The sequence below is a fragment of the Alsobacter metallidurans genome (assembly GCF_014636935.1).
Classification (GTDB): domain Bacteria; phylum Pseudomonadota; class Alphaproteobacteria; order Rhizobiales; family Beijerinckiaceae; genus Alsobacter; species Alsobacter metallidurans.
The window spans coordinates 1,707,868-1,727,485 of sequence record NZ_BMES01000001.1 but is presented as its reverse complement, the minus strand read 5'-3'; the positions used below and the strand labels follow the sequence as shown (position 1 = coordinate 1,727,485).

Annotated in this window: 22 protein-coding genes; 14 read left to right on the top strand and 8 right to left on the bottom strand. The window is 67.6% G+C overall.

Annotated features, from left to right (window positions below):
* Positions 1-24: 24 nt before the first annotated feature.
* Positions 25-1,968, top strand: a complete 1,944-nt coding sequence (dxs, locus tag IEV99_RS07920) for a 1-deoxy-D-xylulose-5-phosphate synthase (protein WP_244643658.1) — start codon at positions 25-27, stop codon at positions 1,966-1,968.
* Between the two features lie 24 nt (positions 1,969-1,992).
* On the opposite strand, the gene IEV99_RS07915 is transcribed toward dxs, so the two are convergent.
* Both IEV99_RS07915 and IEV99_RS07910 read right to left on the bottom strand, forming a co-directional pair.
* Positions 1,993-2,478 carry a hypothetical protein gene (locus IEV99_RS07915; RefSeq protein ID WP_188517122.1) on the bottom strand — a complete coding sequence of 162 codons (486 nt, stop codon included), beginning with the start codon at positions 2,476-2,478 and terminating at the stop codon, positions 1,993-1,995.
* 108 nt (positions 2,479-2,586) lie between these two features.
* Positions 2,587-3,111, bottom strand: a complete 525-nt coding sequence (locus IEV99_RS07910) for a superoxide dismutase family protein (protein ID WP_188517121.1) — start codon at positions 3,109-3,111, stop codon at positions 2,587-2,589.
* 119 nt (positions 3,112-3,230) lie between these two features.
* Here IEV99_RS07910 and IEV99_RS07905 point away from each other — a divergent pair, with 119 nt between their 5' ends.
* From IEV99_RS07905 to IEV99_RS07885, 5 genes are all read left to right on the top strand, one after another.
* Positions 3,231-4,049, top strand: coding sequence for a TlyA family RNA methyltransferase (locus tag IEV99_RS07905; RefSeq protein WP_188517120.1), 819 nt, complete (start codon positions 3,231-3,233; stop codon positions 4,047-4,049).
* Positions 4,042-5,313 (top strand): class I SAM-dependent RNA methyltransferase, encoded by a 1,272-nt coding sequence (locus tag IEV99_RS07900; RefSeq protein ID WP_188517119.1) that lies wholly within the window; start codon positions 4,042-4,044, stop codon positions 5,311-5,313. Before IEV99_RS07905 ends, IEV99_RS07900 begins: the two co-directional genes overlap by 8 nt.
* 4 nt (positions 5,314-5,317) lie before the next feature.
* Positions 5,318-6,742 (top strand): FAD-binding oxidoreductase, encoded by a 1,425-nt coding sequence (locus tag IEV99_RS07895; protein WP_188517118.1) that lies wholly within the window; start codon positions 5,318-5,320, stop codon positions 6,740-6,742.
* A 106-nt stretch (positions 6,743-6,848) separates the two neighbouring features.
* Positions 6,849-8,468: a flagellar hook-length control protein FliK gene (fliK, locus tag IEV99_RS07890; RefSeq protein ID WP_188517117.1), complete on the top strand. Its 1,620-nt coding sequence runs from the start codon at positions 6,849-6,851 to the stop codon at positions 8,466-8,468.
* Positions 8,465-8,737 carry an EscU/YscU/HrcU family type III secretion system export apparatus switch protein gene (locus IEV99_RS07885; protein WP_188517116.1) on the top strand — a complete coding sequence of 91 codons (273 nt, stop codon included), beginning with the start codon at positions 8,465-8,467 and terminating at the stop codon, positions 8,735-8,737. Before fliK ends, IEV99_RS07885 begins: the two co-directional genes overlap by 4 nt.
* Positions 8,738-8,746: 9 nt before the next feature.
* Here the strand turns inward: IEV99_RS07885 and IEV99_RS07880 are convergent, their stop codons facing one another.
* Genes IEV99_RS07880 through IEV99_RS07870 form a run of 3 tightly spaced genes read right to left on the bottom strand, consistent with a single transcriptional unit; the run spans position 8,747 to position 12,432 of the window.
* Positions 8,747-9,217 carry a GNAT family N-acetyltransferase gene (locus IEV99_RS07880; RefSeq protein ID WP_188517115.1) on the bottom strand — a complete coding sequence of 157 codons (471 nt, stop codon included), beginning with the start codon at positions 9,215-9,217 and terminating at the stop codon, positions 8,747-8,749.
* Positions 9,218-9,228: 11 nt separating this feature from the next.
* A complete protein-coding gene (locus IEV99_RS07875; protein WP_188517114.1) occupies positions 9,229-9,981 on the bottom strand; it encodes an SOS response-associated peptidase in 753 nt (250 codons plus the stop codon).
* 57 nt (positions 9,982-10,038) lie between these two features.
* Positions 10,039-12,432, bottom strand: coding sequence for an ATP-binding protein (locus IEV99_RS07870; protein ID WP_188517113.1), 2,394 nt, complete (start codon positions 12,430-12,432; stop codon positions 10,039-10,041).
* 239 nt (positions 12,433-12,671) lie between these two features.
* Here IEV99_RS07870 and IEV99_RS07865 point away from each other — a divergent pair, with 239 nt between their 5' ends.
* A complete protein-coding gene (locus IEV99_RS07865) occupies positions 12,672-13,073 on the top strand; it encodes a response regulator (RefSeq protein WP_188517112.1) in 402 nt (133 codons plus the stop codon).
* 13 nt (positions 13,074-13,086) lie between these two features.
* Here IEV99_RS07865 and IEV99_RS07860 read toward each other — a convergent pair whose 3' ends face one another.
* Positions 13,087-13,800, bottom strand: coding sequence for a helix-turn-helix transcriptional regulator (locus IEV99_RS07860; protein WP_188517111.1), 714 nt, complete (start codon positions 13,798-13,800; stop codon positions 13,087-13,089).
* 233 nt (positions 13,801-14,033) lie between these two features.
* On the opposite strand from IEV99_RS07860, the gene IEV99_RS07855 reads away from it, so the two are divergent.
* Positions 14,034-14,447, top strand: a complete 414-nt coding sequence (locus IEV99_RS07855; RefSeq protein WP_188517110.1) for a VanZ family protein — start codon at positions 14,034-14,036, stop codon at positions 14,445-14,447.
* Between the two features lie 107 nt (positions 14,448-14,554).
* The gene (locus tag IEV99_RS07850; protein ID WP_188517109.1) at positions 14,555-15,040 is read left to right on the top strand and encodes a DUF2938 domain-containing protein; all 486 of its coding nucleotides are present in this window, start codon (positions 14,555-14,557) and stop codon (positions 15,038-15,040) included.
* Here the strand turns inward: IEV99_RS07850 and IEV99_RS07845 are convergent.
* Positions 15,004-15,555 carry a methylated-DNA--[protein]-cysteine S-methyltransferase gene (locus tag IEV99_RS07845; protein WP_188517108.1) on the bottom strand — a complete coding sequence of 184 codons (552 nt, stop codon included), beginning with the start codon at positions 15,553-15,555 and terminating at the stop codon, positions 15,004-15,006. The genes IEV99_RS07850 and IEV99_RS07845 overlap by 37 nt on opposite strands.
* A gap of 242 nt (positions 15,556-15,797) precedes the next feature.
* Here IEV99_RS07845 and IEV99_RS07840 point away from each other — a divergent pair, with 242 nt between their 5' ends.
* The 3 genes from IEV99_RS07840 to IEV99_RS07830 all read left to right on the top strand — a co-directional run bounded on the left by IEV99_RS07840 (position 15,798) and on the right by IEV99_RS07830 (position 17,451).
* Complete coding sequence (locus IEV99_RS07840) at positions 15,798-16,007, top strand: hypothetical protein (protein WP_188517107.1); 210 nt, start codon at positions 15,798-15,800, stop codon at positions 16,005-16,007.
* 385 nt (positions 16,008-16,392) lie between these two features.
* Entirely contained in the window at positions 16,393-16,590 is a 198-nt protein-coding gene (locus IEV99_RS07835; RefSeq protein WP_188517106.1) for a hypothetical protein, read from the top strand.
* 132 nt (positions 16,591-16,722) lie between these two features.
* Complete coding sequence (locus tag IEV99_RS07830) at positions 16,723-17,451, top strand: transglutaminase-like cysteine peptidase (RefSeq protein WP_188517105.1); 729 nt, start codon at positions 16,723-16,725, stop codon at positions 17,449-17,451.
* 195 nt (positions 17,452-17,646) lie between these two features.
* Here the strand turns inward: IEV99_RS07830 and IEV99_RS07825 are convergent, their stop codons facing one another.
* Positions 17,647-17,979, bottom strand: a complete 333-nt coding sequence (locus IEV99_RS07825) for a hypothetical protein (protein WP_188517104.1) — start codon at positions 17,977-17,979, stop codon at positions 17,647-17,649.
* Between the two features lie 307 nt (positions 17,980-18,286).
* Here IEV99_RS07825 and IEV99_RS07820 point away from each other — a divergent pair, with 307 nt between their 5' ends.
* Both IEV99_RS07820 and IEV99_RS07815 read left to right on the top strand, forming a co-directional pair.
* On the top strand, positions 18,287-18,889 hold the full coding sequence (locus IEV99_RS07820) for a thermonuclease family protein (protein WP_188517103.1): 603 nt from the start codon (positions 18,287-18,289) through the stop codon (positions 18,887-18,889).
* Between the two features lie 338 nt (positions 18,890-19,227).
* The gene (locus tag IEV99_RS07815) at positions 19,228-19,551 is read left to right on the top strand and encodes a hypothetical protein (protein ID WP_188517102.1); all 324 of its coding nucleotides are present in this window, start codon (positions 19,228-19,230) and stop codon (positions 19,549-19,551) included.
* Positions 19,552-19,618 lie beyond the last annotated feature (67 nt).

Genomic DNA, 19,618 nt, shown 5'->3' with positions numbered 1-19,618 from the left:
AACGCTCCCCAACAGGCTCCGATTGTGAATCACACCTTCCCGTCTCCGTCCAAGACACCCCTGCTGGACCAAGTCGTCGACCCGCACGCCTTGCGTCGGCTCGAGCCCACGCAGTTGCGGCAGCTCGCCGACGAACTGCGCAGCGAGACGATCGACGCCGTGTCGGTGACGGGCGGACATCTCGGCGCAGGGCTGGGCGTGGTGGAGCTCACGGTCGCGCTGCACTACGTCTTCAATACGCCGGATGACCGGATCATCTGGGACGTCGGCCATCAGGCCTACCCGCACAAGATCCTGACCGGCCGACGCGACCGCATCCGGACTCTGCGGCAGGCGGGCGGGTTGTCGGGTTTCACCAAGCGGACGGAAAGCGAGTACGACCCCTTCGGGGCCGCCCATTCGTCGACCTCGATCTCGGCTGGCCTTGGCATGGCGGTGGCCCGCGACCTCGACGGGCGCAAGAACAACGTCGTGGCGGTGATCGGCGATGGCGCCATGTCGGCCGGCATGGCCTACGAGGCGATGAACAACGCCGGAGCGATGGACTCGCGGCTGATCGTGATCCTCAACGACAACGACATGTCGATCGCCCCGCCGGTCGGGGCTATGTCGGCCTATCTGTCGCGCCTCCTGTCCGGGCGGACCTACCTGACGCTGCGCGACATCGGCAAGCAGGTGACCGGGCACCTGCCCAAGAGGCTCGATCGCACCATCACGCGCGCGGTGGAGCACGCGCGCGGATTTCTCACCGGCGGCACGCTGTTCGAGGAACTCGGCTTCACCTATGTGGGGCCGATCGACGGGCACAACCTCGAGCACCTCCTGCCGGTTCTGAAGAACGTGCGCGACGGGCAGGCCGGGCCGGTGCTGATCCACGTCGTCACCCAAAAGGGCAAGGGCTACGCTCCGGCTGAGGCAAGCGCCGACAAGTACCACGGCGTCAACACCTTCGACGTGGTGACGGGCGCACAGGCCAAGCCCAAGGCGAACGCGCCGTCCTACACGCGCGTCTTCGCCGACAGCTTGATCAAGGCCGCACGCGCGGACGACAGGATCGTGGCCGTCACGGCCGCCATGCCGTCCGGCACGGGCCTCGACCTGTTCGGCAAGGAGTTCCCGACGCGCACTTTCGATGTCGGCATCGCCGAGCAGCATGCGGTGACGTTTGCGGCGGGGCTCGCGACCGAAGGCTACAAGCCATTTTGCGCGATCTACTCCACCTTCCTGCAGCGCGCATACGACCAGGTGGTCCACGACGTCGCGATCCAAGGATTGCCCGTGCGGTTTGCGATCGACCGCGCCGGGCTAGTGGGAGCCGATGGCGCCACGCATGCGGGGTCTTTTGACGTCGCCTATCTGGGCTGCCTGCCCGACATGGTCGTTATGGCGGCAGCCGACGAGGTCGAGTTGGTCCACATGACGGCGACCGCGGTGGCTTACGACCGGGGGCCGATCGCGTTTCGGTATCCCCGTGGCGAAGGCGTCGGCCTCGACTTGCCCGAGGTCGGGACCGTGCTGGAGATCGGCAAAGGCCGCGTCGTCCGCGAGGGCTCGCGCATCGCCCTGCTGTCTCTCGGTACGCGGCTGGCCGAGTGCCTCAAGGCGGCCGACGATCTCGCCGCGATGGGCCTGTCGACCACGGTGGCGGATGCTCGCTTCGCCAAGCCGCTCGATGCCGTGCTGGTGGAGCGGCTCGCCCGTGAGCACGAAGTGCTGATCACGGTGGAAGAAGGCTCGATCGGCGGGTTTGGCTCGTTCGTGCTGCACCACCTCGCCGAAGTGGGCGCTCTGGACAAGGGCTTGCGCGTCCGGAGTCTCGTTCTGCCAGATGTCTGGCTCGACCACGACAAGCCCGAGCGCATGTACGCCCAGGCCGGCCTGGACGCGCGCGGTATTGTCGCCAAGGCGCTTGAAGCGCTTGGGCGGGACGAGAGCGCCGCCGCCAAGGCGGCGAGCCTCATCGCGTAAACGAGGGCGGACGCGTCATCGACGTCAGGAACAAGCCCTGTTCATGACCGCCAGGGCTGCGGCGGCTTCGGCCATCGGTATTTCGACGGTGCGATCCGGCGACTGCACCACGATGGTTCGGGCCGACGCGAGTTCGCGCCACACCCACCCGGTGGTCGGAACCGGGACCCTGAAGTGCCACGCGGCGTCCGGCTCGTCATAGACCAGATCAGCGGAAACCGGGCCGTGCGCCTTGCCGTTGACCTCGATGGTGAGCATCGAATCGTGCGGTTTCGCCGACGCCTGCGCGCCGCTGTGGTCGTTGGTGCTCCGAAATTCTATTTCGGCGACGTAAGCGCCTGGCTTGCACGCCACCAAAAATTCCATGTCGCCCAGTTCCGGCGATGGCTTGAGGCCCGCCTGCAAGGCGCCATCAGCCAGATGCTGAAGGCGCCAGCTCGGCGGCGCGGCGCTCGCGGAACCAGCCGAAAAGGCAGTCGCGAGCGCCAAAGCCAACTTGATAAACTGCATGAAAGAAACTCCCAATCCGCAAAACCAAGACTAACTTAATGTACAGAAATGAATCGTTCTGGCCGGCGATACTTCAAATGCGTTCCACCGGCCAGAAACGGCCGCGCCTTACTTGATGACCGCGCAGGCGAGCCGAGCGCCGGAGTTGCCGATTGGCTGGGAGGCGTGGTCGTCTTCGCTGGCGTGGATGACGAAGGCCGATCCGTCAGCGTCCTTGAGGCCGTTCGCGCCAGTCAGTTTCACGAACGGCGTAAAGAACTCGGCGTTTACCGATCCATCCGCCGCCGCGAAGAGGTTCGGCGCGTCGCCGTTGTCGGGCCCCTCGGCGTTCAGCAGTCCGTGCTTCTTGTTGTCGTGATTCACATGCGCCTTGGAGTTCATGAACTTCTCGGTGTCGCCGCAATCGCCGACGGCATGCAGGTGCGAACCATGCCAGCCGGCAGGCAGAGCGCCGGCCTTGAGCGCGACCCTGATCACGACGCCCGCGGCCGAGCCGCGCACCTGGATGGAACCGATGGACGCGCCCTTGTTGTCGACGACGTCGGCCTGAGCCGTTTCCTGGGCGGCTGCTCCGGCGACAAAGCCGGTCGTCAGCGGCAGGCTTGCGAGAACGGCAAGAACGAGGCGCTTCATCGAGGTCTCCCTTTGTGATCACTGCCGCCGAAAGGCTTCGCCCCCGGCCGGGGCATGCTATAGGACCGGCCACCCCAACCAAAGGGCTTCGCCCGCAACCTGATGTCGCGATTTCGCCGATGAGCCGCCCCCTGCACGACGACCTTCGATCCGCGGACGGGCGCGCGCCCGCCGGCCCGGGCGGAGCTCGCGCTGCGAGCCGTGCGGATCTGGCGCTCGTGGAGCGCGGCTTCTTTAAGAGCCGCGCCAAGGCGCAGGAAGCCATCGCGGCCGGGCTCGTGACCGTGAACGGCGCGGTGGTGCGAAAGCCCTCCGAAACAGTGTCCGCCACCGCGACGGTGCGTGCGGAACAGCCCTATCCGTGGGTCTCGCGCGGCGGCCTCAAGCTCGCGGCCGCGCTGGCGCGATTTGGCTACGATCCTGCGGGCCAATCCTGCCTGGACGTGGGCGCCTCCACGGGCGGCTTCACGCACGTGCTGCTCACGCTTGGCGCCCGCGCGGTCACGGCCGTGGATGTCGGGCACGGCCAGTTGCATCGCACCGTGGCGGCCGACCCTCGCGTCGTCTCGCTCGAAGGACGGGACGCGCGGGCCGTTGTGGCCGCCGACCTCGCCGAAGCGCCGTCGGTGGTCACCTTCGATCTCAGTTTCATTTCGCTCCGGCTCGTTCTGCCGCACGTGCTCTCGCTCGCGGCGCCGGACGCCGCCATGGTGGCGCTGATCAAGCCGCAGTTTGAGGCCGGCCGCGCGAACGTCCGCAAAGGAATCGTCAAGGACCCGGCGATCCACGTCGCGGTCTGCGACGACATCGAGAAACTCGTGCGACGGCTTGGCTGGCGGCCGGACGGCGTGATCGCGTCGCCCGTGCCGGGCGGCGACGGCAATCTCGAATTCCTCATTGGCGCCCGGCGCGGCGCGGCAACGGATCACCATGGCTGAGCGGCTCGTCATCGAAAGGCTCGGCCAGAGGGGCGACGGCGTCGCGCTGACGGATCGGGGGCCCGTCTATGTCCCCTATGCGCTGCCAGGCGAGACCGTCCTGGCGGAGGTCGCGGGAGATCGCGGTCGTCTGATCGACCTGGAACTTGCGGCCCCGAGCCGGGTCGAAGCGCCCTGCCCGCTTTTTGGAACCTGCGGCGGTTGCGCCGCCCAGCATATGGGCGCGGCGGACTACCTGGCCTGGAAATCCGGCCAGATCGCCGCGACCTTGCGTCAGGCGGGCGTCGAGACCGACATCTTGCCGATGGTTCCCGCTCACGGCGCCGGGCGCCGGCGCGTGGTGTTTCATGCACGCCGGGTGGAGAGCGAAGGCCGAAGCCGGATGGCGGTGGGCTTCATGGCGGCGCGCTCGCACGACCTGGTCCCAATCCCGTTCTGCCCGCTGCTGGTTCCGGAGCTCGGTCGCGCGCCCGAAGTGGCGCTCGCGCTCGCGGAAGCTTGTTCCAAGAGCGCCAAGCCTCTCGACATCCAGGTCACGGCTACGCTGGGCGGCCTCGACGTCGACCTGCGCGGCCACGGCCCGGCCTCGCCGCGTCTGCGGACCGATCTCGTCCAGCTCGCCGAGCGGCTGGGCCTTGCCCGCCTGACCATGCATGGCGACCTGATCGTCGCGCTCCGGCCGGCCGCCATTCAGATCGGCCGCGCCCAGGTGGAGCCGCCGCCGGGCGGGTTTCTCCAGGCCACCGCAGCTGGCGAGGAAGCCCTGTCGAGGCTCGTGCTGGAGGCGATGCCCAGGGCAAAAAAAGTCGCCGATCTCTTCGCTGGGGTCGGACCGTTCGCGCTGCGCATCGCCGAGCGCGCCGCCGTCCACGCCGTGGAGGGCGAGGCCTTTGCCCTGCAGGCTTTGCAGGCCGCGGTGAGGCGCACGCAGGGGCTCCGACCGCTCACGGTGGAAACGCGCGACCTCTTTCGCCGGCCATTGATGCCCCTGGAGCTGAAGGGCTACGACGCGGTGGTGTTTGACCCGCCGCGCGCGGGCGCGGAGGCGCAGGCGCGCCAACTCGCCGAGTCGGGGGTCCCGACGGTGGTGGGCGTGTCGTGCAGCCCGTCCACGTTCGCGCGCGACGCCGCTATCCTCGTGGGGGGCGGCTATACGCTGACGCGCGTTACCCCGGTCGACCAATTCCTTTATTCAGCCCATGTGGAACTCGTCGGCGTCTTCGAGCGCCCCCGGGCCAGCCGGGCCCGCCCTACCCTGGGATAGAACGATGCAGGATTCCTTGCTCACCGCCGCCGCGTCCGTGGTCTCGCAACTGGCCGCCATCGTGGGCGAGAAATACGCCTTTGCGGACCCGCAGGAGATGGCGCCCTACCTCGTGGAGTGGCGCGGCCTTTACCGGGGCAAGGCGCTCTGCGTCGTGCGCCCGGGCTCCACCGACGAAGTCTCGCGCGTGCTGGCGCTGTGCAACGCGCAGGGCTGGAAGGTTATCCCCCAGGGCGGCAACACCGGGCTGGTCGGCGGCCAGGTGCCGCACGAGAGCGGCGACGAAATCGTGCTGTCGCTGACGCGCCTCGATCGCGTCCGCGAGGTGGATCCGCTCTCCGACACCATGGTGGTGGAGGCCGGCGTCACCCTGCTGCGCGCCCAGGAGGCGGCGCAGGCGGCCGACCGGCTGTTTCCGCTGTCGCTCGCCTCGGAGGGCACCTGCACGATCGGCGGCAATCTCGGCAGCAACGCCGGCGGCACCGCCGTGCTCGCCTATGGCAACGCCCGCGATCTCGTGCTCGGCCTCGAGGTGGTGCTGGCCGATGGCCGCGTCTGGCATGGGCTTGGCAAGCTGCGGAAAGACAACACCGGTTACGATCTCAAGAACCTCTTTATCGGGGCTGAAGGCACGCTGGGCGTCGTCACGGCGGCCGTGCTGAAGCTCTTCCCCCGCCCTCGCCAGATGGTGACGGCGCTGTGCGGCCTGCCCACGCCGGCGGCCGCGTTGGCGCTGCTCGGTCGCGCCAAGGCGGCGGCCGGCAACGGCCTGACGACGTTCGAGCTCGTGCCGCGGCTCGGAATCGAGATGTCGGTCAATTACATGGGCTGCCGCGACCCGCTGGAACGTCCGTATCCATGGTACGTGCTGATCGAGCTCTCGTCGGCGCGCGACGAAGCCCTGGACGGCGCCCTGGAGGAGATCCTCGGAGCCGCCATGGAGGCCGGCGAGGTCGAGGACGCCGCCATCGCGACCTCGCTGGACCAGCGCAACGCACTTTGGAAGCTGCGCGAGACGCTCTCAGAGGCTCAAGGCTTCGAGGGCGGCTCGATCAAGCACGACATCGCGCTGCCGATCGCCACGATCCCGCAGTTCATCGCCGAGACCAACGCGGCGCTGGAGCAGGCCATGCCGGGCTGCCGCCCCCTGCCCTTCGGCCATCTGGGCGATGGCAACCTCCACTTCAACGTGACCCAGCCGGTCGGCATGGAGAAAGCCGCCTATATGGCGCAGTGGGACGCCATCAATCGCGTCGTGCACGGGCTCACGGCCCGCTATGGCGGATCGATCTCAGCCGAGCACGGCATTGGCCGGCTGAAGCGGCATCTGCTCGCGGAGGTCAAGGATCCAGTGGCGCTGGAGATGATGCGCGCAATCAAGTCGACGCTGGATCCCAAGGGCATTCTCAACCCCGGCAAGGTGCTGTAGGCGCCGCCCGCGAGCCATCTCGGCTTGGAGGGCATTCCTTAACGATCCGCAAACGCGAATGCGGCAACCTTGACCCGCGCGCGCTCGGCGCGCCGGGAGAACAGCCGTGGCCGTGGGCGGCGTTACACCCCTGAAGCCGGCCCTTCAAGCCGCAGCCGCCGAAGCGCTGGCGCTGGAGCCCGGCGCCGTCGTGGCGGCGCGCGTGGCCGCGATCACGCAGGAAGGGCTGGCGACGCTGATCACCGCGCTGGGTCCGCTGCAGGTCTCCGGGGCAGAGAACCTGCAGGTCGGCGCGAATGTGCGGCTCTCCGTGCTCTCGGCTGGGCAACAGCCCGCCGTCCAGGTCGTTCTCGACCCTGCTTCGTCGTCAGTGGGCGCTCGTCCGTTGCCGCCCGCCGCCACGGTGGAGCGTGCGCCCGCGCCGCCACCGGTCCTGGATCCGCTTCCGCTCGCGACGCCGGCCACTGCGCTCTCGGCCGCCCTGGTGCGGGCCGACGCCACGCAGGCGCCCGCCTCGCAACTGGTCAGCCTGCTCCGGAACGCGCTCGCCGATCCCATCGTCGCGGCGTCCCTGCCGCCGGCGGCCCGCGCGGCCGCGACCGCCCTTGTCGGGCGGGCGCTGGATGGCGGAGCGCCAATCGACCCGGTGACGCTGCAGGCCATGGCGCAGTCATCCGGACTGTTTCTCGAAAGCCGGCTCGCCACCGGGCGGTCGCCCCGCGTGGCGGATGCCAAGTCGTTGCTGCTGACACTCGCAAAGGCGCTGGTCGGGCCCGTCCCGGCCGTGGACGCGCCGGCCTCGATCGACGAGCACACCGGCGCGGCGGTCGGCGAGCGGGGTTTTCAGCCGCCGCGCCGCAATCCCGTTTCCGATCTTGACCTGCTGGCCGCCAAGGACATCGCGGGCTCGCCCAAGCCGGCCCAAGGCGTAGCGGCGCCGGCGCGCAGCGCCGCCGAGCAAGTCGACGACACGACCTCGCTCGTGGATACGGTTCTGCCGCTCGCGCAGGCGCTGCGCGCCGCCGCTTCGCCGATCGGCGACGCGCGCATGCTGGCGCAGGCGTTGCGGGCCACGCTGGCGGCCGGAGGCGATCCCATCCCGGCCGACGTCGGCGAGACGCCGCCGGGATCTCCGGCTCCGCCGTCGCATCCTCGCGACGCGCCGCCGCGCGCCGACCAGCCTCCCCGGCCATCTTCGCCCGCCATGTTGGCCGACACGCCCGTCACGGACGCGCCGCTGCAACGGATCGGCGAGCAGGTGGAGGCGAGCATCGATCGCATTCGCCTGTCGCAGGCGGCCTCGCTGCCGCTGAACGAGACGGACAGCGCCCCACAGCAGGTGCGTCCGCCGGGCCAGCAAGGCTGGGTTTTCGACATCCCGATCCTGCTGCCGCGCGAAACCGCGAACGCGCAGGTTCGCATCCGCAACGAGGGATCGCGCGGCGGCGCGGCAGGCGCGTCGGCGCCGCTCTGGACGCTGGAGTTCGCGATCGACACATCGGAGGGCGGCCCCGTCCATGCGCGACTGGCGCTCGGCGCGCAGGCGCTCGGCGTGACGCTGTGGGCGGAAAAGCCGGAAACGCGCGCCCGCCTCGAAGCAGGCGCGGACGCGCTGCGCTTTTCGCTGGTGGACGCCGCCTTCGAAAACCCCGAGATCGCCGTGATCCCGGGCGCGCCACGCCGCCCAGCTTCCCCGCCCGGCGGGCGGCTGGACCAGCGCTCATGAGCGGCGCCTCGCCTCCGAAAGTTGCGGTCGCGCTCGAATATGAACGCGGCAAGAGCCGTGCGCCGCGCGTCACCGCCAAGGGGCGCGGCGCCGTGGCGGATCGCATCGTCGCGACCGCGCAGGAGCACGGCGTGGCCGTCGAGGAGAACCCTTTGCTGGCCGAGGCGCTCTCGCGCGTGCCTCTGGACGAGGAGATTCCCGAGGAACTCTATCGGGCAGTCGCGGCGGTGCTCACCTTCGTGCTGCGGGCGACGCTGCGGCAGCGCTGATGGAGCGCCTCACGGCTGCGCCACGTTGGCGGCCGGAGACGCGACATAGCTCCAGGGACCAACCTCGTCGGCGCCGCCGGGCGTCACGCTCCAGCCCTGGCTGCGATAGAACGCCAGCGCGGGCAGGTTTTTCTGCTGGCACTTCAGCCAGACGCGCGGGCCAAGCGCCTCGAGCGCATGCGCGAGCAGGCGCCGGCCGACGCCCGTACGGTGATGGTCAGGGTCCACGAACAGCAGGTGGATGAAGCGCTCATCGGGGCAGACGGACAACAGGCCAACCACCTGGCCGTCGCGTTCGGCGACCAGAACGGACTCGTCCTGCGAGTCGCGTTCGAAGTCGGCCAATGCGAAGCTCGTCGCCGGCCGCCACGGAAAGGCGACGATGCGGGCACGGACATAGATCAACGCGCAGGCAGCGCAATCCGAGGGTCGGTAGGCCCGCACCGCCAGGCGCGCATCGATCGAGGCCGTGCCGTTCACCCGGGACGATCCTAGAACAGGCTGCCCTGCGCATCGCCGACCCCTGCCTTGCGGGAAGCTGAGACGGGTTCGCGAGGCGGGAGCTCGGGCGACGATGGACGCGGCGCGGGGGCGGCGCGGCGTTCGGGCTGGGGCAGTCGCGGGTCGCAGGGCTCCATCTCAATCACGTCATCCGCGCAGGGCCGCACGAGTTGCAGCGCCGGGCCCGGATCCTCATTGGCGCAGTCCAGCCATAGGTCGAACTGCTCCGGCTTCAGGATCACAGGCATACGATCGTGGATTGCCGCCATGGCGCCATTCGCGCCCGTGGTGACGATCAACGCCGTATCGATCTCGCCGCCGTCCGGCGACACATAGGTCTCCCAAAGGCCTGCGAGGCCCATCGTGCGCCCATCCCGGCGGCGGATCAGATAAGGCTGCTTGTGCGCCGCCCGGCCCTCGCCTTCGCGCTTCCACTCGTAAAAGGCGTCGGCGGGCACGATGCAGCGCCGCCGCCGGATCGCGTTGCGGAATGCGGGCTTGGTCGCGAGCGTCTCGCCGCGCGCGTTGATCAGCAGCGGAAACGCCTTGGTGTCCTTCACCCAGGACGGAATAAAACCCCACCGGACGAGCCGAAACGAACGCGTTCCCCGGTCGGACGCCACCATGGCGATCGGCTCGGTGGGGGAGACATTCGTGCGCGGCGGAAAGTTCGGCTGCTGCTCGTACTGAAACAGAGCGCGGATCTGGTCGGGCGAGGCGGTCAGGGCGAAGCGGCCACACATAGCGCCAATCTGGTATTTTGCGGCCTTTCGCGCAAGCCGGGCTCATCCGGCGTGCGCTCAGCTGCGTTTCGAGTAGGAGATCCTGGCTTCCTCCCCCGCGCTGAGGTCCGGTTCCTCGACTGCGCCCGTCGCCAAGCGGTGCTGGAAACGCAGCATCGCGGCGGCGAGGCGGCCGGTGTCGGTCGCCGGGTCGGCGAGGCTCGCCTCCGTGGCGTCGCACCAAGCCGCGCAGAGCTGGCGCACCTGCTCGGCGCCAACATTGCCGGCCGCGCTTTTCAGCGCGTGGCTGGCCTGGCGGAAGGTCTCGGAATCGCGCTCCTCGCGCGCCCGGATCAGCGTTTCCATCGCGGCGGAGGCGGAGTCGAGGAAATCGCCCGTCAATTCGGCCAGGAAGGCGTCGCCGCCTAGTTCGCGCAGCACGTCCCGTGCGGCTTCGTCGATCTCACTGCCGGACAGGTCGGCGCCGGGCGCCTCGGCCGGACGGTCGACCGCCGGGCGTGCGCCGATCACTTCGGCGAGCTTGGCGAGAAGCACGTCCTGGTTGATCGGCTTTGTGACGCAGCCGATCATGCCGGCTTCGCGGCAGCGCGCCTCCGTTTCGGGCGTGACGTCGGCCGTGAGCGCCAGGATGGGCGCGCCGCCGTCGGAGCCGCGGCCCACGCGGTAGAGCCGCGCGGCGTCGATGCCGTTCATCACCGGCATGTTGACGTCCATCAGCACCACGTCAAAGTCCGACGCTTCCAGGGCCCTGAGCGCCTCCTCGCCGTTGTTGGCGAGCGTCACCACGATACCGGCCTTGCCGAGGATCAGGCTCGCGACCTTTTGGTTCACCAGATTATCCTCGGCGACCAGCACACGCAGACCCGCGAGCGAAGCCGACGTAACAACGGGCCCGTCCTGGCGGGCGCCTCCCGCTTTGTCGACGATCGCGAGCGACCAGGTGAGCGCGTCGGCGTCCGGCGCGACAGGCGCAACTGCGTTGACGAGCGCTTCATCGGCTTGTTCGAGGACAAAACCGCGGTCCGGAGCCGCCAGCAAGATCGTGAGGCCGCCGACCTTGCGGTCCGCCGCAAGGGTTTCGGCGACGTCGCGCCAGCCCGCGTCGGCGCCGTCCAGAACGATGACCTGGCCGGTCATGGCGGTTGCCCCCAGCGGCGCGATCACGACGCCGCGGCGGGTCAGCGCATTCGTCCAGCGCTGTCGGAATCGTTCGTCTGACGAGAACAGCGAAACCACCGCGGCGCGGGCCGGCTCCGTCGTGGCGTCGGCCTCGAATGGCCATTCGAACCAGAACGTGCTGCCCTGGCCCGGCTCGCTGTCGACCCCGATCCGGCCGCCCTGGGCCTCGACGATGTCCTTGACGATGCTGAGGCCCAGCCCGGTGCCGCCGAAACGGTCGATGATGGTGGCGTCCGCCTGGGTAAAGCGCTCGAAGATGCGCTCGCGGGCCTCCGGCGCGATCCCGATCCCAGTGTCACGCACCTCAAAGCGCAGCAGGCCGGGCGCGCCTGATGGCCCAGCCGCGATCACCACATGGCCCGACGCCGTAAACTTCACTGCGTTGCCGGCGAGATTGACCAACACCTCGCCCAGTTGGCTCGCCTGTCCGCGCAGGCGCAGCGGCGCTCCCTCGCCGATGAAGACGTTCACCTGCAGGTCCTTCTGCCGCGCCTGGACGAAAACCATGTTGCGCGCCGCAAAAAGGGCCGCCGCGAGATCGAACGACACGGGCGGGGCTTCCCCCTGCTGGGCCTCGCGGCGCGACAGCTCCAGGAGCTTGTTGATCAGCGTGAGCAGCGACCGCCCCGCGGCCCCGATGGCCCTGTTGAGTTCGGACTGATCGCCCTGCAGCCGGCCGTCGTCGAGCAGGTCGCTGAAGCCGATCACGGCGTTCAGAGGCGTGCGCAGCTCGTGGCTGACGCTGGCCAGAAAGAGGCTCTTGGCCCTGCTCGCGGCCTCGGCCTCGGCCTTGGCCTGGTTCAGCTTGCGGATCAGCGTCGACACATAGGCGGGCAGCGCTGCAAGCGCGATCAGGAGCCCGATCGAGAGAGGCAGGTTGTCGCGCCAGAAGGGCGTCACGGCGATCACAGTGGTGAACCCGATGATCGAGACGACGGAGGCGGCGAACAGGTAGGATACGCCGAAGCGAAAGCCGTTGCCGAGGATGACCCAAAGATAGATGGGGTAAATGGCGGCCGCGGCGTCACCGCCCGCATAGGCGCCGAAGGACAGGCTGCCGAGATCCACCACGATGGCGACGAGGCGGCGCACCGGCGACGCGCCGGGCCGCATGATCAAATGCCAGATCAGCAGCAACGTGACGACATAGTGTCCCGCGAATACGCGCCAGGACTTGGCGAGCATCGCCGAAGCGCCCTCGTGGCCAATCGCGGCCGCAATGCAAAGGTAACCGAGCACGAGCGACAACAGCACGACGCGATTGATCGTCATCTCGTGCTCAGTGTCGGGCCTGCGCCGCAACGCATCGCGCAGGACGCGGATTCGCCGCCCTAAGCTCTCGCGCGTGTTCACCAAGTTGCACCTCCGTTGGCGCATCCTATGGTTGTAACGTCTGCCATCAGGTTGATGGATCAGAGACGTTTTCCGACAGAGTTACCGTTTCTTTAATCAGTGCAGGCCTAAAGATTACAACCTGTGGTCGCATTTTCGGCGAACCAGCGAGGTGTTCCATGCCCGAGGCACGCAAGCGCGTCCTCGTTGTCGACGACGATCCCACATTCCGGAAGATCGCGGAACGCGCCCTGACGGATGAGGCTGTCGAGGTCGATACCGCCGAAGATGGATCCGTCGCGATCGGCAAGCTCGGCGCTGCGCATTTCGATCTCGTGATCGTCGACCTCGAAATGCCGCGAACCGACGGGTTCGGGGTGATCAAGCACGTGCGCGGCGATGCGCGAACGACCACGACGCCAATCATCGTGATCACCGGAAAAACCAATCTGAGCGCGATCGACAAGGCTTACCAACTCGGCGCATCCGCTTTCGTGTCGAAGCCGGTGAACTGGCGATTGCTGCCCTTCAAGGTCAAGGACACGCTTGCCCAGGGGCCTCATGCGAAGCCCATCCGATAAGCGCCACTGAGGCTTAGGCCGAAAGAGCCAGCGCCTCGTGGCGGCCCATCATGGTGGCCAGATGCGTCCGGCTCTGCGCGCGCATCTTCTTCATCACGGTGCGCAGGTGCACCTTCACGGTGCTTTCGCACATGTTCAGTTCATAGGCGATCAGCTTGTTGGGCTTGCCGCGGCGCAGCGCCTCGACCACCGCGGCCTGGCGTGGCGTGAGCGGCGGCAGGCCTGCGACGGCGGCCGGCTTGGCGACTTTCGGGGCCGGGCCTGGCTCCAAGGCCTGCAGCGCCGAGGCCGGCGCATAGGTCCCGCCAGCCATGACGAGCCGGACGACATGACGCAGGAGGTCGAGGCTGGCGTCGGCCGGAACCACCGCCGCCGCGCCCGCCCCGAGAGCGTCGACCATGGAGGCCGCGTCGCCTTTGGCGCAAAGCGCGATGACATGATCAAAGCCGTGCGGACCGAGGAGCGCTGTGACGTCCGCCGCCAGAGCGGCCGAATCACCTTTCTCCCCATTCAGCAGCGCGATTCGCAGCCGGCCCGTTGGGAAGCCATTGCGCCAGCTCGGAGGCAAGGCTGCGAGAGCCGTGATCGAGAAGGCCTGGTCGGCCTCTGCCAATGCGGCGGCGAGACATTCGCGCATGATCTCGCGGGGATCGACGAGGGTAAGCTCGACCCTCTCCTCCTCTCCGGCTTTTGGCTGCATGACCGAAGGGACAGATTGTTTCAGCACGAGCCAACTCCGAAGATTCCGGCGCAGAAACCGCGACACCTGCCGAGAGGTTGCAAACGGCTTGCCGACAACCCTGTTTCGTTTCGAAACGAGCCGGGCGCCGGGCTGGTCTGACTGTTGCATCGTGGCATGGACGCAACCGCCAATATGTGTCAGCCGTCACAAGCCGGATGCATTACGGCCCGATTTGTCCGGTTCTGATGCGCCCGCCGAAACGCGACCGAGGATTTCAATTGCCGCCGACCTTCTTCACGCGCCCGCCGGGCCGAACCGCGTACAGGGCCGCGAAGCTGACCGCCCTCGGGCTCGTCGCCGTCATCGTGATCCTGTCCGTGGTGCCCGGGGCGGATCGGCCGCATACGGGCGCCTCGGGCCAGTTCGAACATTTCATGGCTTATTCAGGCGCAACTTTCCTGATCGGGATCGCGGCCGCCCGACCGCCCACGCTGGCCCTGCCGCTCGCTTTTGCGACGCTCGCCGCATTGCTCGAGTGGGTTCAACAGTTCATTCCGGGCCGGACGTCTCAGTTGATCGACTGGGTCGCGAGTTCGTTCGGGGGCGCGATCGGCGCGTTTCTGGCCGCGGCAGCGCTTTGGGCAATCCGCTCCGCATGGCGGGCGCGGGCCAGCCAGTCGGCGGCGGACTGACGCATTTGGGCGGGGACAACGTGAGCGCCGCTCTCACCGGCGCTGGCGCGACGGGCTGATCCGGGCTGAATTGACGGCCCAGCCGCCATCACCCCTCGAGTGCAGCCATGTTCTCTTTTCTCGTTCGCGCACTCGTAATCGGCGTCGGCGCAACGGCGCTGATGGACCTCTGGGCCCTGTTCCTGTTCCGTAGCTTCGGCATCCCGCTCGCCAACTGGGGATTGGTCGGCCGCTGGTTCAGCCACCTGCCCTCCGGACGCGTGTTTCACGACGATATCGCGGCTGCCGAGCCGCACCCGAGCGAAGTCGCAATCGGGTGGATTGCGCATTACGCGATCGGAGTGATCTACGCGGGCGCTCTGCTGGCGATCGTCCCCGGTTGGGCGCAAGCACCGACATTCGCGCCCGCCTTGGTGCTGGGCCTCGTGACCGTCGGGGCGGGCTGGTTTCTGCTGCAACCCGGAATGGGCGCAGGCTGGGCCGCATCAAAACGGTCGAACGCGATGCAAATCCGCGGCTTGAACATTGCCGGCCACGTGGTGTTCGCGCTGGGCCTCTACGGATCGGCGCTGGCGCTTCGCGCAGTCGCCTGAGCCTCGGCGAAGTCGAACAACGAAGGCCCGGAGCCGGCATAGCCCTCGATCGCCAGCAAGCGCAGCTTGGACGCAGCCCCGCCGGGAGCTGAAAAATCACCTGTCCTGCCGCCGGCCGCCAGCACGCGATGGCACGGAACCACGATGGGAACCGGATTGCGGCCGAGCGCCTGCCCGACGGCCCGGGCCGCGCCGGGTTCGCCGATCGCCGCGGCGACTTCGCCATACGTCATCGCGCGGCCGGGCGGGATGGAGCGCGCGACGACGTAGACTTTTCGATGAAAGTCTGGCGCGGCGCGAAGATCGACCGGAATGAAACAGAGATCCACCCTCTGCCCCAGCAGGAGGCGCTGGATCGCGTCGACGGCGCCGGCCAGCCACGCCGGACTGTGCTCGTAGGTCGAATCACCCTGTGGAAGGGAGCCGCCCGGCAGCCACAACTTCGAAATTCCTCGGTCCGTCCAGGCCAGCGCGCACTCGCCGATCGCGGTTTCGAACACGAGACGGTTGGTCACGACGTCGCGCCCTCCCTAGCGAGGCTGATCATCCTGGCAGCTCCGAAACGGGTTAAAGGGCCTGAAATCGGCGCAATGACCACAGGCCGATACAGTATTCAGGACTGCAAACAAGATTACCCAGGTCGCCAGACGCGTCATCGTCGATCTCCGGAATTGCGCAGCCCAAGGTGCCCAATGACTTTCATGTTAAGATTTTATTAACCATGAGATGCTTGCCTTCGCTCGAAAGGATATCATGAATGTCCAGCCAAACCTTCTCTTTCGACGAGATCCCGGCCCCGCCGACCGGCCCTGAACTGATGTCGGCCATCAATGAACCCCTTCCGCCCTATCTGGTGCGGCTTGTTCACCTGATGGACCGCATCGAGCGACGCGAGCAGCCCGCGCGGGCGACGCCCCTTCCGGATGCCGTGCCGGCGTTCGACCCCGTCGTTCGCCGTAAGTTTTGAGCCCCGACCTGAACTGAATCGAAGGGGATTGCGTTGTCGGGCATGCGCAGTCCTGCTTTCGCCGCCCTCCTAATCACTGCTTGCGGGGCCACTCCCGCCTTCGCGCTCGATCAACCCGTGGTCTGGCGGGACGACACCGGTTGCGCCTACCTCCTGACGCCACAAGGCGGGATCTCGCCGCGATTGAAGCGCGACGGCCTCCCCGACTGCCCGGATGCCACGCCGGGGCCGCCGCTGACCTCGGCCCCGATCATCTCCGACAACGCCGTCCGGGAAATGCAGCGCGGCCTTGACACGCTGCGTCGGGAAGTGGAGCGGCTCGGAGATCGATTGAGGCGTTGAGCCGCCAAGGAACGCCCGGTGTTGTCGCGCGTTATATTGGACGATGTTGCGTTTTTTCCGGCACCCCATCCATCGCGCCACTGCGGTTGTGCTGCTTTGTGCGGCCGTGCTGGGCTATGCGACGCCGGGCCTCATCGTAGAGCCGAACCTCACATCCGCAATCCTGGTCGGCGCAGCGGTGCTTGGCCTGATCTTTGTGGCTTACCGGCTGCTCTCGGCCCGGCGCCGGCCAATGGCTTGACGTAGTCCGGTTTCGGATCGCCGCATGCTGGTTAAAGACTGACTGATACGATAGCCAGTATTCGACGCTGATCCGGCGCCGACCTGCAATCCTTCATCTTTAAATTCGTGGCATCTGATCAGGGAGATCATGATGTCCCGCGTTCTCCACGCGGCCGTGTTGACGGTCGCGATTGGCTTCGGCAACGGCGTCGCGAATGCGAGCCCCACCCCATCGCAGGGCGATCAGGCCCGGAGCCTGCCGCAGGCCACTGCTCTGGGCGACGGCGAACTGACGCTCGCGCCCCTCGCTTTCATTCAATTCTGCAACGCCCATGCCGACCAGTGCAGGCCCGCCGGCGAGAGCGAGGTCGCGCTCACGCCCGCGCGCTGGAGCGAGATGGCTGCCGTGAATGCGGCCGTGAACGCCCGCATCGCGCCGAACGCCGGCAAGGACGGCTTCAAGTGGTCGCTGGAAACGCGCTACGGCAACTGCAACGACTACGCGGTTCAGAAACGTTCGGCGCTGATCGCACGCGGCTTTCCGGCGAATGCCTTATCGCTCGCAGCCGTGGTCACGGGGTCGGGCGAGAATCACCTTGTTCTAACGGTTCGCACCGACCGAGGCGACTTCGTGCTCGACAACCTGCGTGGGCGCGTGGTCGCTTGGAACCTCTCGGGGTACAAATGGGTCAAGCGCCAGTCCGCGGCGCAACCGCGCTATTGGGTGTCGCTCGAGCCCAGCCGAGCGGCGCGCCCAACGATCGCCCGGACCGCTCCGCCGGTTCGGCGCGGCGCGGAGAAGCCAGTGGCCAGCGCCTCGGCGGCTTCCGATCCATTCTCCAACGAGAGTTGGACGCTGCGCGGCGGCGTGGACGGCTGAGACTTCCTCTCGCGCGCCACTTCTCCGTTGCTGAGCCCGCCGCTTCCACGGCGGGCTTTTTGGTTTGTCAGTCACAGTTGCGCTGAGTTCGGGGCCTGAACAAACGCAAAAGCCGCCAGCGATGCGCCGGCGGCTGACTTCATCGATTGCAGTTGAGCCGCAGACGCGGCTGGGTTTTACCCTGTGGGCGTCAGGTCAGGCGCAAGCGCGCCCTGCGGCGTCGCCCATGCGCACTGCCGCGCCGTCGCGCCGCTCGGCCGCCTCAAGCGCGCCTCGCAGGGCGCTCACCATCTGGTCGGTCATGGCGTCGAGGTCGATCTCGACCACGTCATCGGCGGCTTCAGCGTTCACATCCTTCTCGCCGCCCGGACGCGAGCCGCGCAGCAGCAAGGCGGCGACGCCGGCGCCCGTGAACGTCCAGGCGCCGACGAAAGCGGAGACGAACGCGGCGGCGATGCCGAAGTTCAGGCCGATCGTAAACCCGATCCCGCCGCCCAGGACCGCCAGGATCGCCCACATCGCCGCCATCTCACCCTCCTAAGGTCAACGCTGCGACGCCGGGGCCGCCCTTCGCTTGAACCGGTAGCGTGGGGGCGGTTCAACGGTTCTGAGAAGGATTGATTCAATTTGAGCGACTCAAGCGGACGCGCCCGTTTCCATGGGGCTGTGGTGAAAGGAGCGTTGCCAAAAGGGACGGCGAGCATTTCCGTCCGCGAAGGTGTGCTTTACATCTCGGCTCTCAACGGTTGAGGCATGCCTTGCGATTCGCGATTGGCGCCTGCGGGAGACTCGCGTGAACAGGCCGATCTGGGGCGACGCCGGCGTTCTGGCGCGCGTGGCGTTGATCGCCGGCGTCCTTCTGGCCGCCGCGATCGGGTTGGTCGCCACCATGGGCGACCGGCTGTCCCAACCTCCCGTCCCTCCGCCGCCGCCGGTCGAAATCGCGGCCCCGCCTCCAGTACCTGCGCCGGCCTCCAAGATCCCGCCTCCGACGGTTCTCGCGGTCGTGAGCGTGGAAGGCCCGTTCGATCCGGTCGATTCGGTATCGTTCACCTCAAAGGCAAACGGGGAGATCATCCTAGACGAGGTGATCGGGCCCGGACCCGAAGCCGTTTGCGCCGACACCGCCAAGTTGCGCTGGGCCTGCGGGCTGCGCGCCCGGGCGGCGCTCGCCAATCAATTGCGAGATCAGACTCTCAGTTGTGAAGTGGTCGAGCGGCTGGAGAAACGACGCATTCGCGCCCGGTGCAAAGGCCGCGAAGGCGACCTAGCGCGGATCATGGTCGCCAACGGATGGGCGCGCTCATCGGAAGGCGCCGAACCCAAATACGAGCGCGAGACACAGGCCGCCAAGACGGCCTCCGCGGGTCTCTGGGCTGGCGGCTGGACGATCGTTCTCGAAGGACGCCGCTCCCGCACGGCAAAGCCGAAGAGCTGAACCGCTTTTTAGGCCAAAGCGGCGCAAGTCGTCGCGCACTCGTTCCGGGAACATTCAGGCCGGCCAACACGTTATTACCCTGCAATGCTCAAGGCTCCGCCGCTGCGGCGGATCGTCTCGAGCGCGGCGGCCAGAGCGCAGACCGCAACAACCAACGTGGTCGAACTCAGGGAAAAATTGATCGACCGGGCGACGTAACGATACCTTTATCATATTTCGCTCGTGAATTCGCCGTCCGCTGGCTTTAGGTTGCAACCAGCCTGAGCTTGGCGGATCAGGAACCAGAGCTGCGGAACCGTCGACGTAGCTAGGCATTCAAACGGACCAGGAGAAGACCCATGAGGATGTTTGCAACGGTGGCGTTCGCCTCTCTCGCCCTGGTGGCTGGAGCAGCTTCGGCTCAGGCGCAGTATTACTATGATGACGAACCGGATACGCCAATCTTCTACCGCAACGGCCAGCAATGCCAGCAGGCGTCTTCCGGGCGCGTTATCTGCCGGCCTTTGCGTCGTGAGCGCTATGGCTACGGCTGGGGCGGCGGGTACGGCGGCGGCTATGGCGGCGGGTACGGCTACCGCCGCGGCTACTCGGAAAACCCTGTCTGGTACCAGAACGGTCGACGCTGCCAGCAGGCTTCGTCCGGCCGGGTTATCTGCCGCTAAATCAGCTTTACCACGACTCCGCCGGGCTGCCGGCGGAGTCGTTGCGTTTACCGACGTCCAGGTGGAT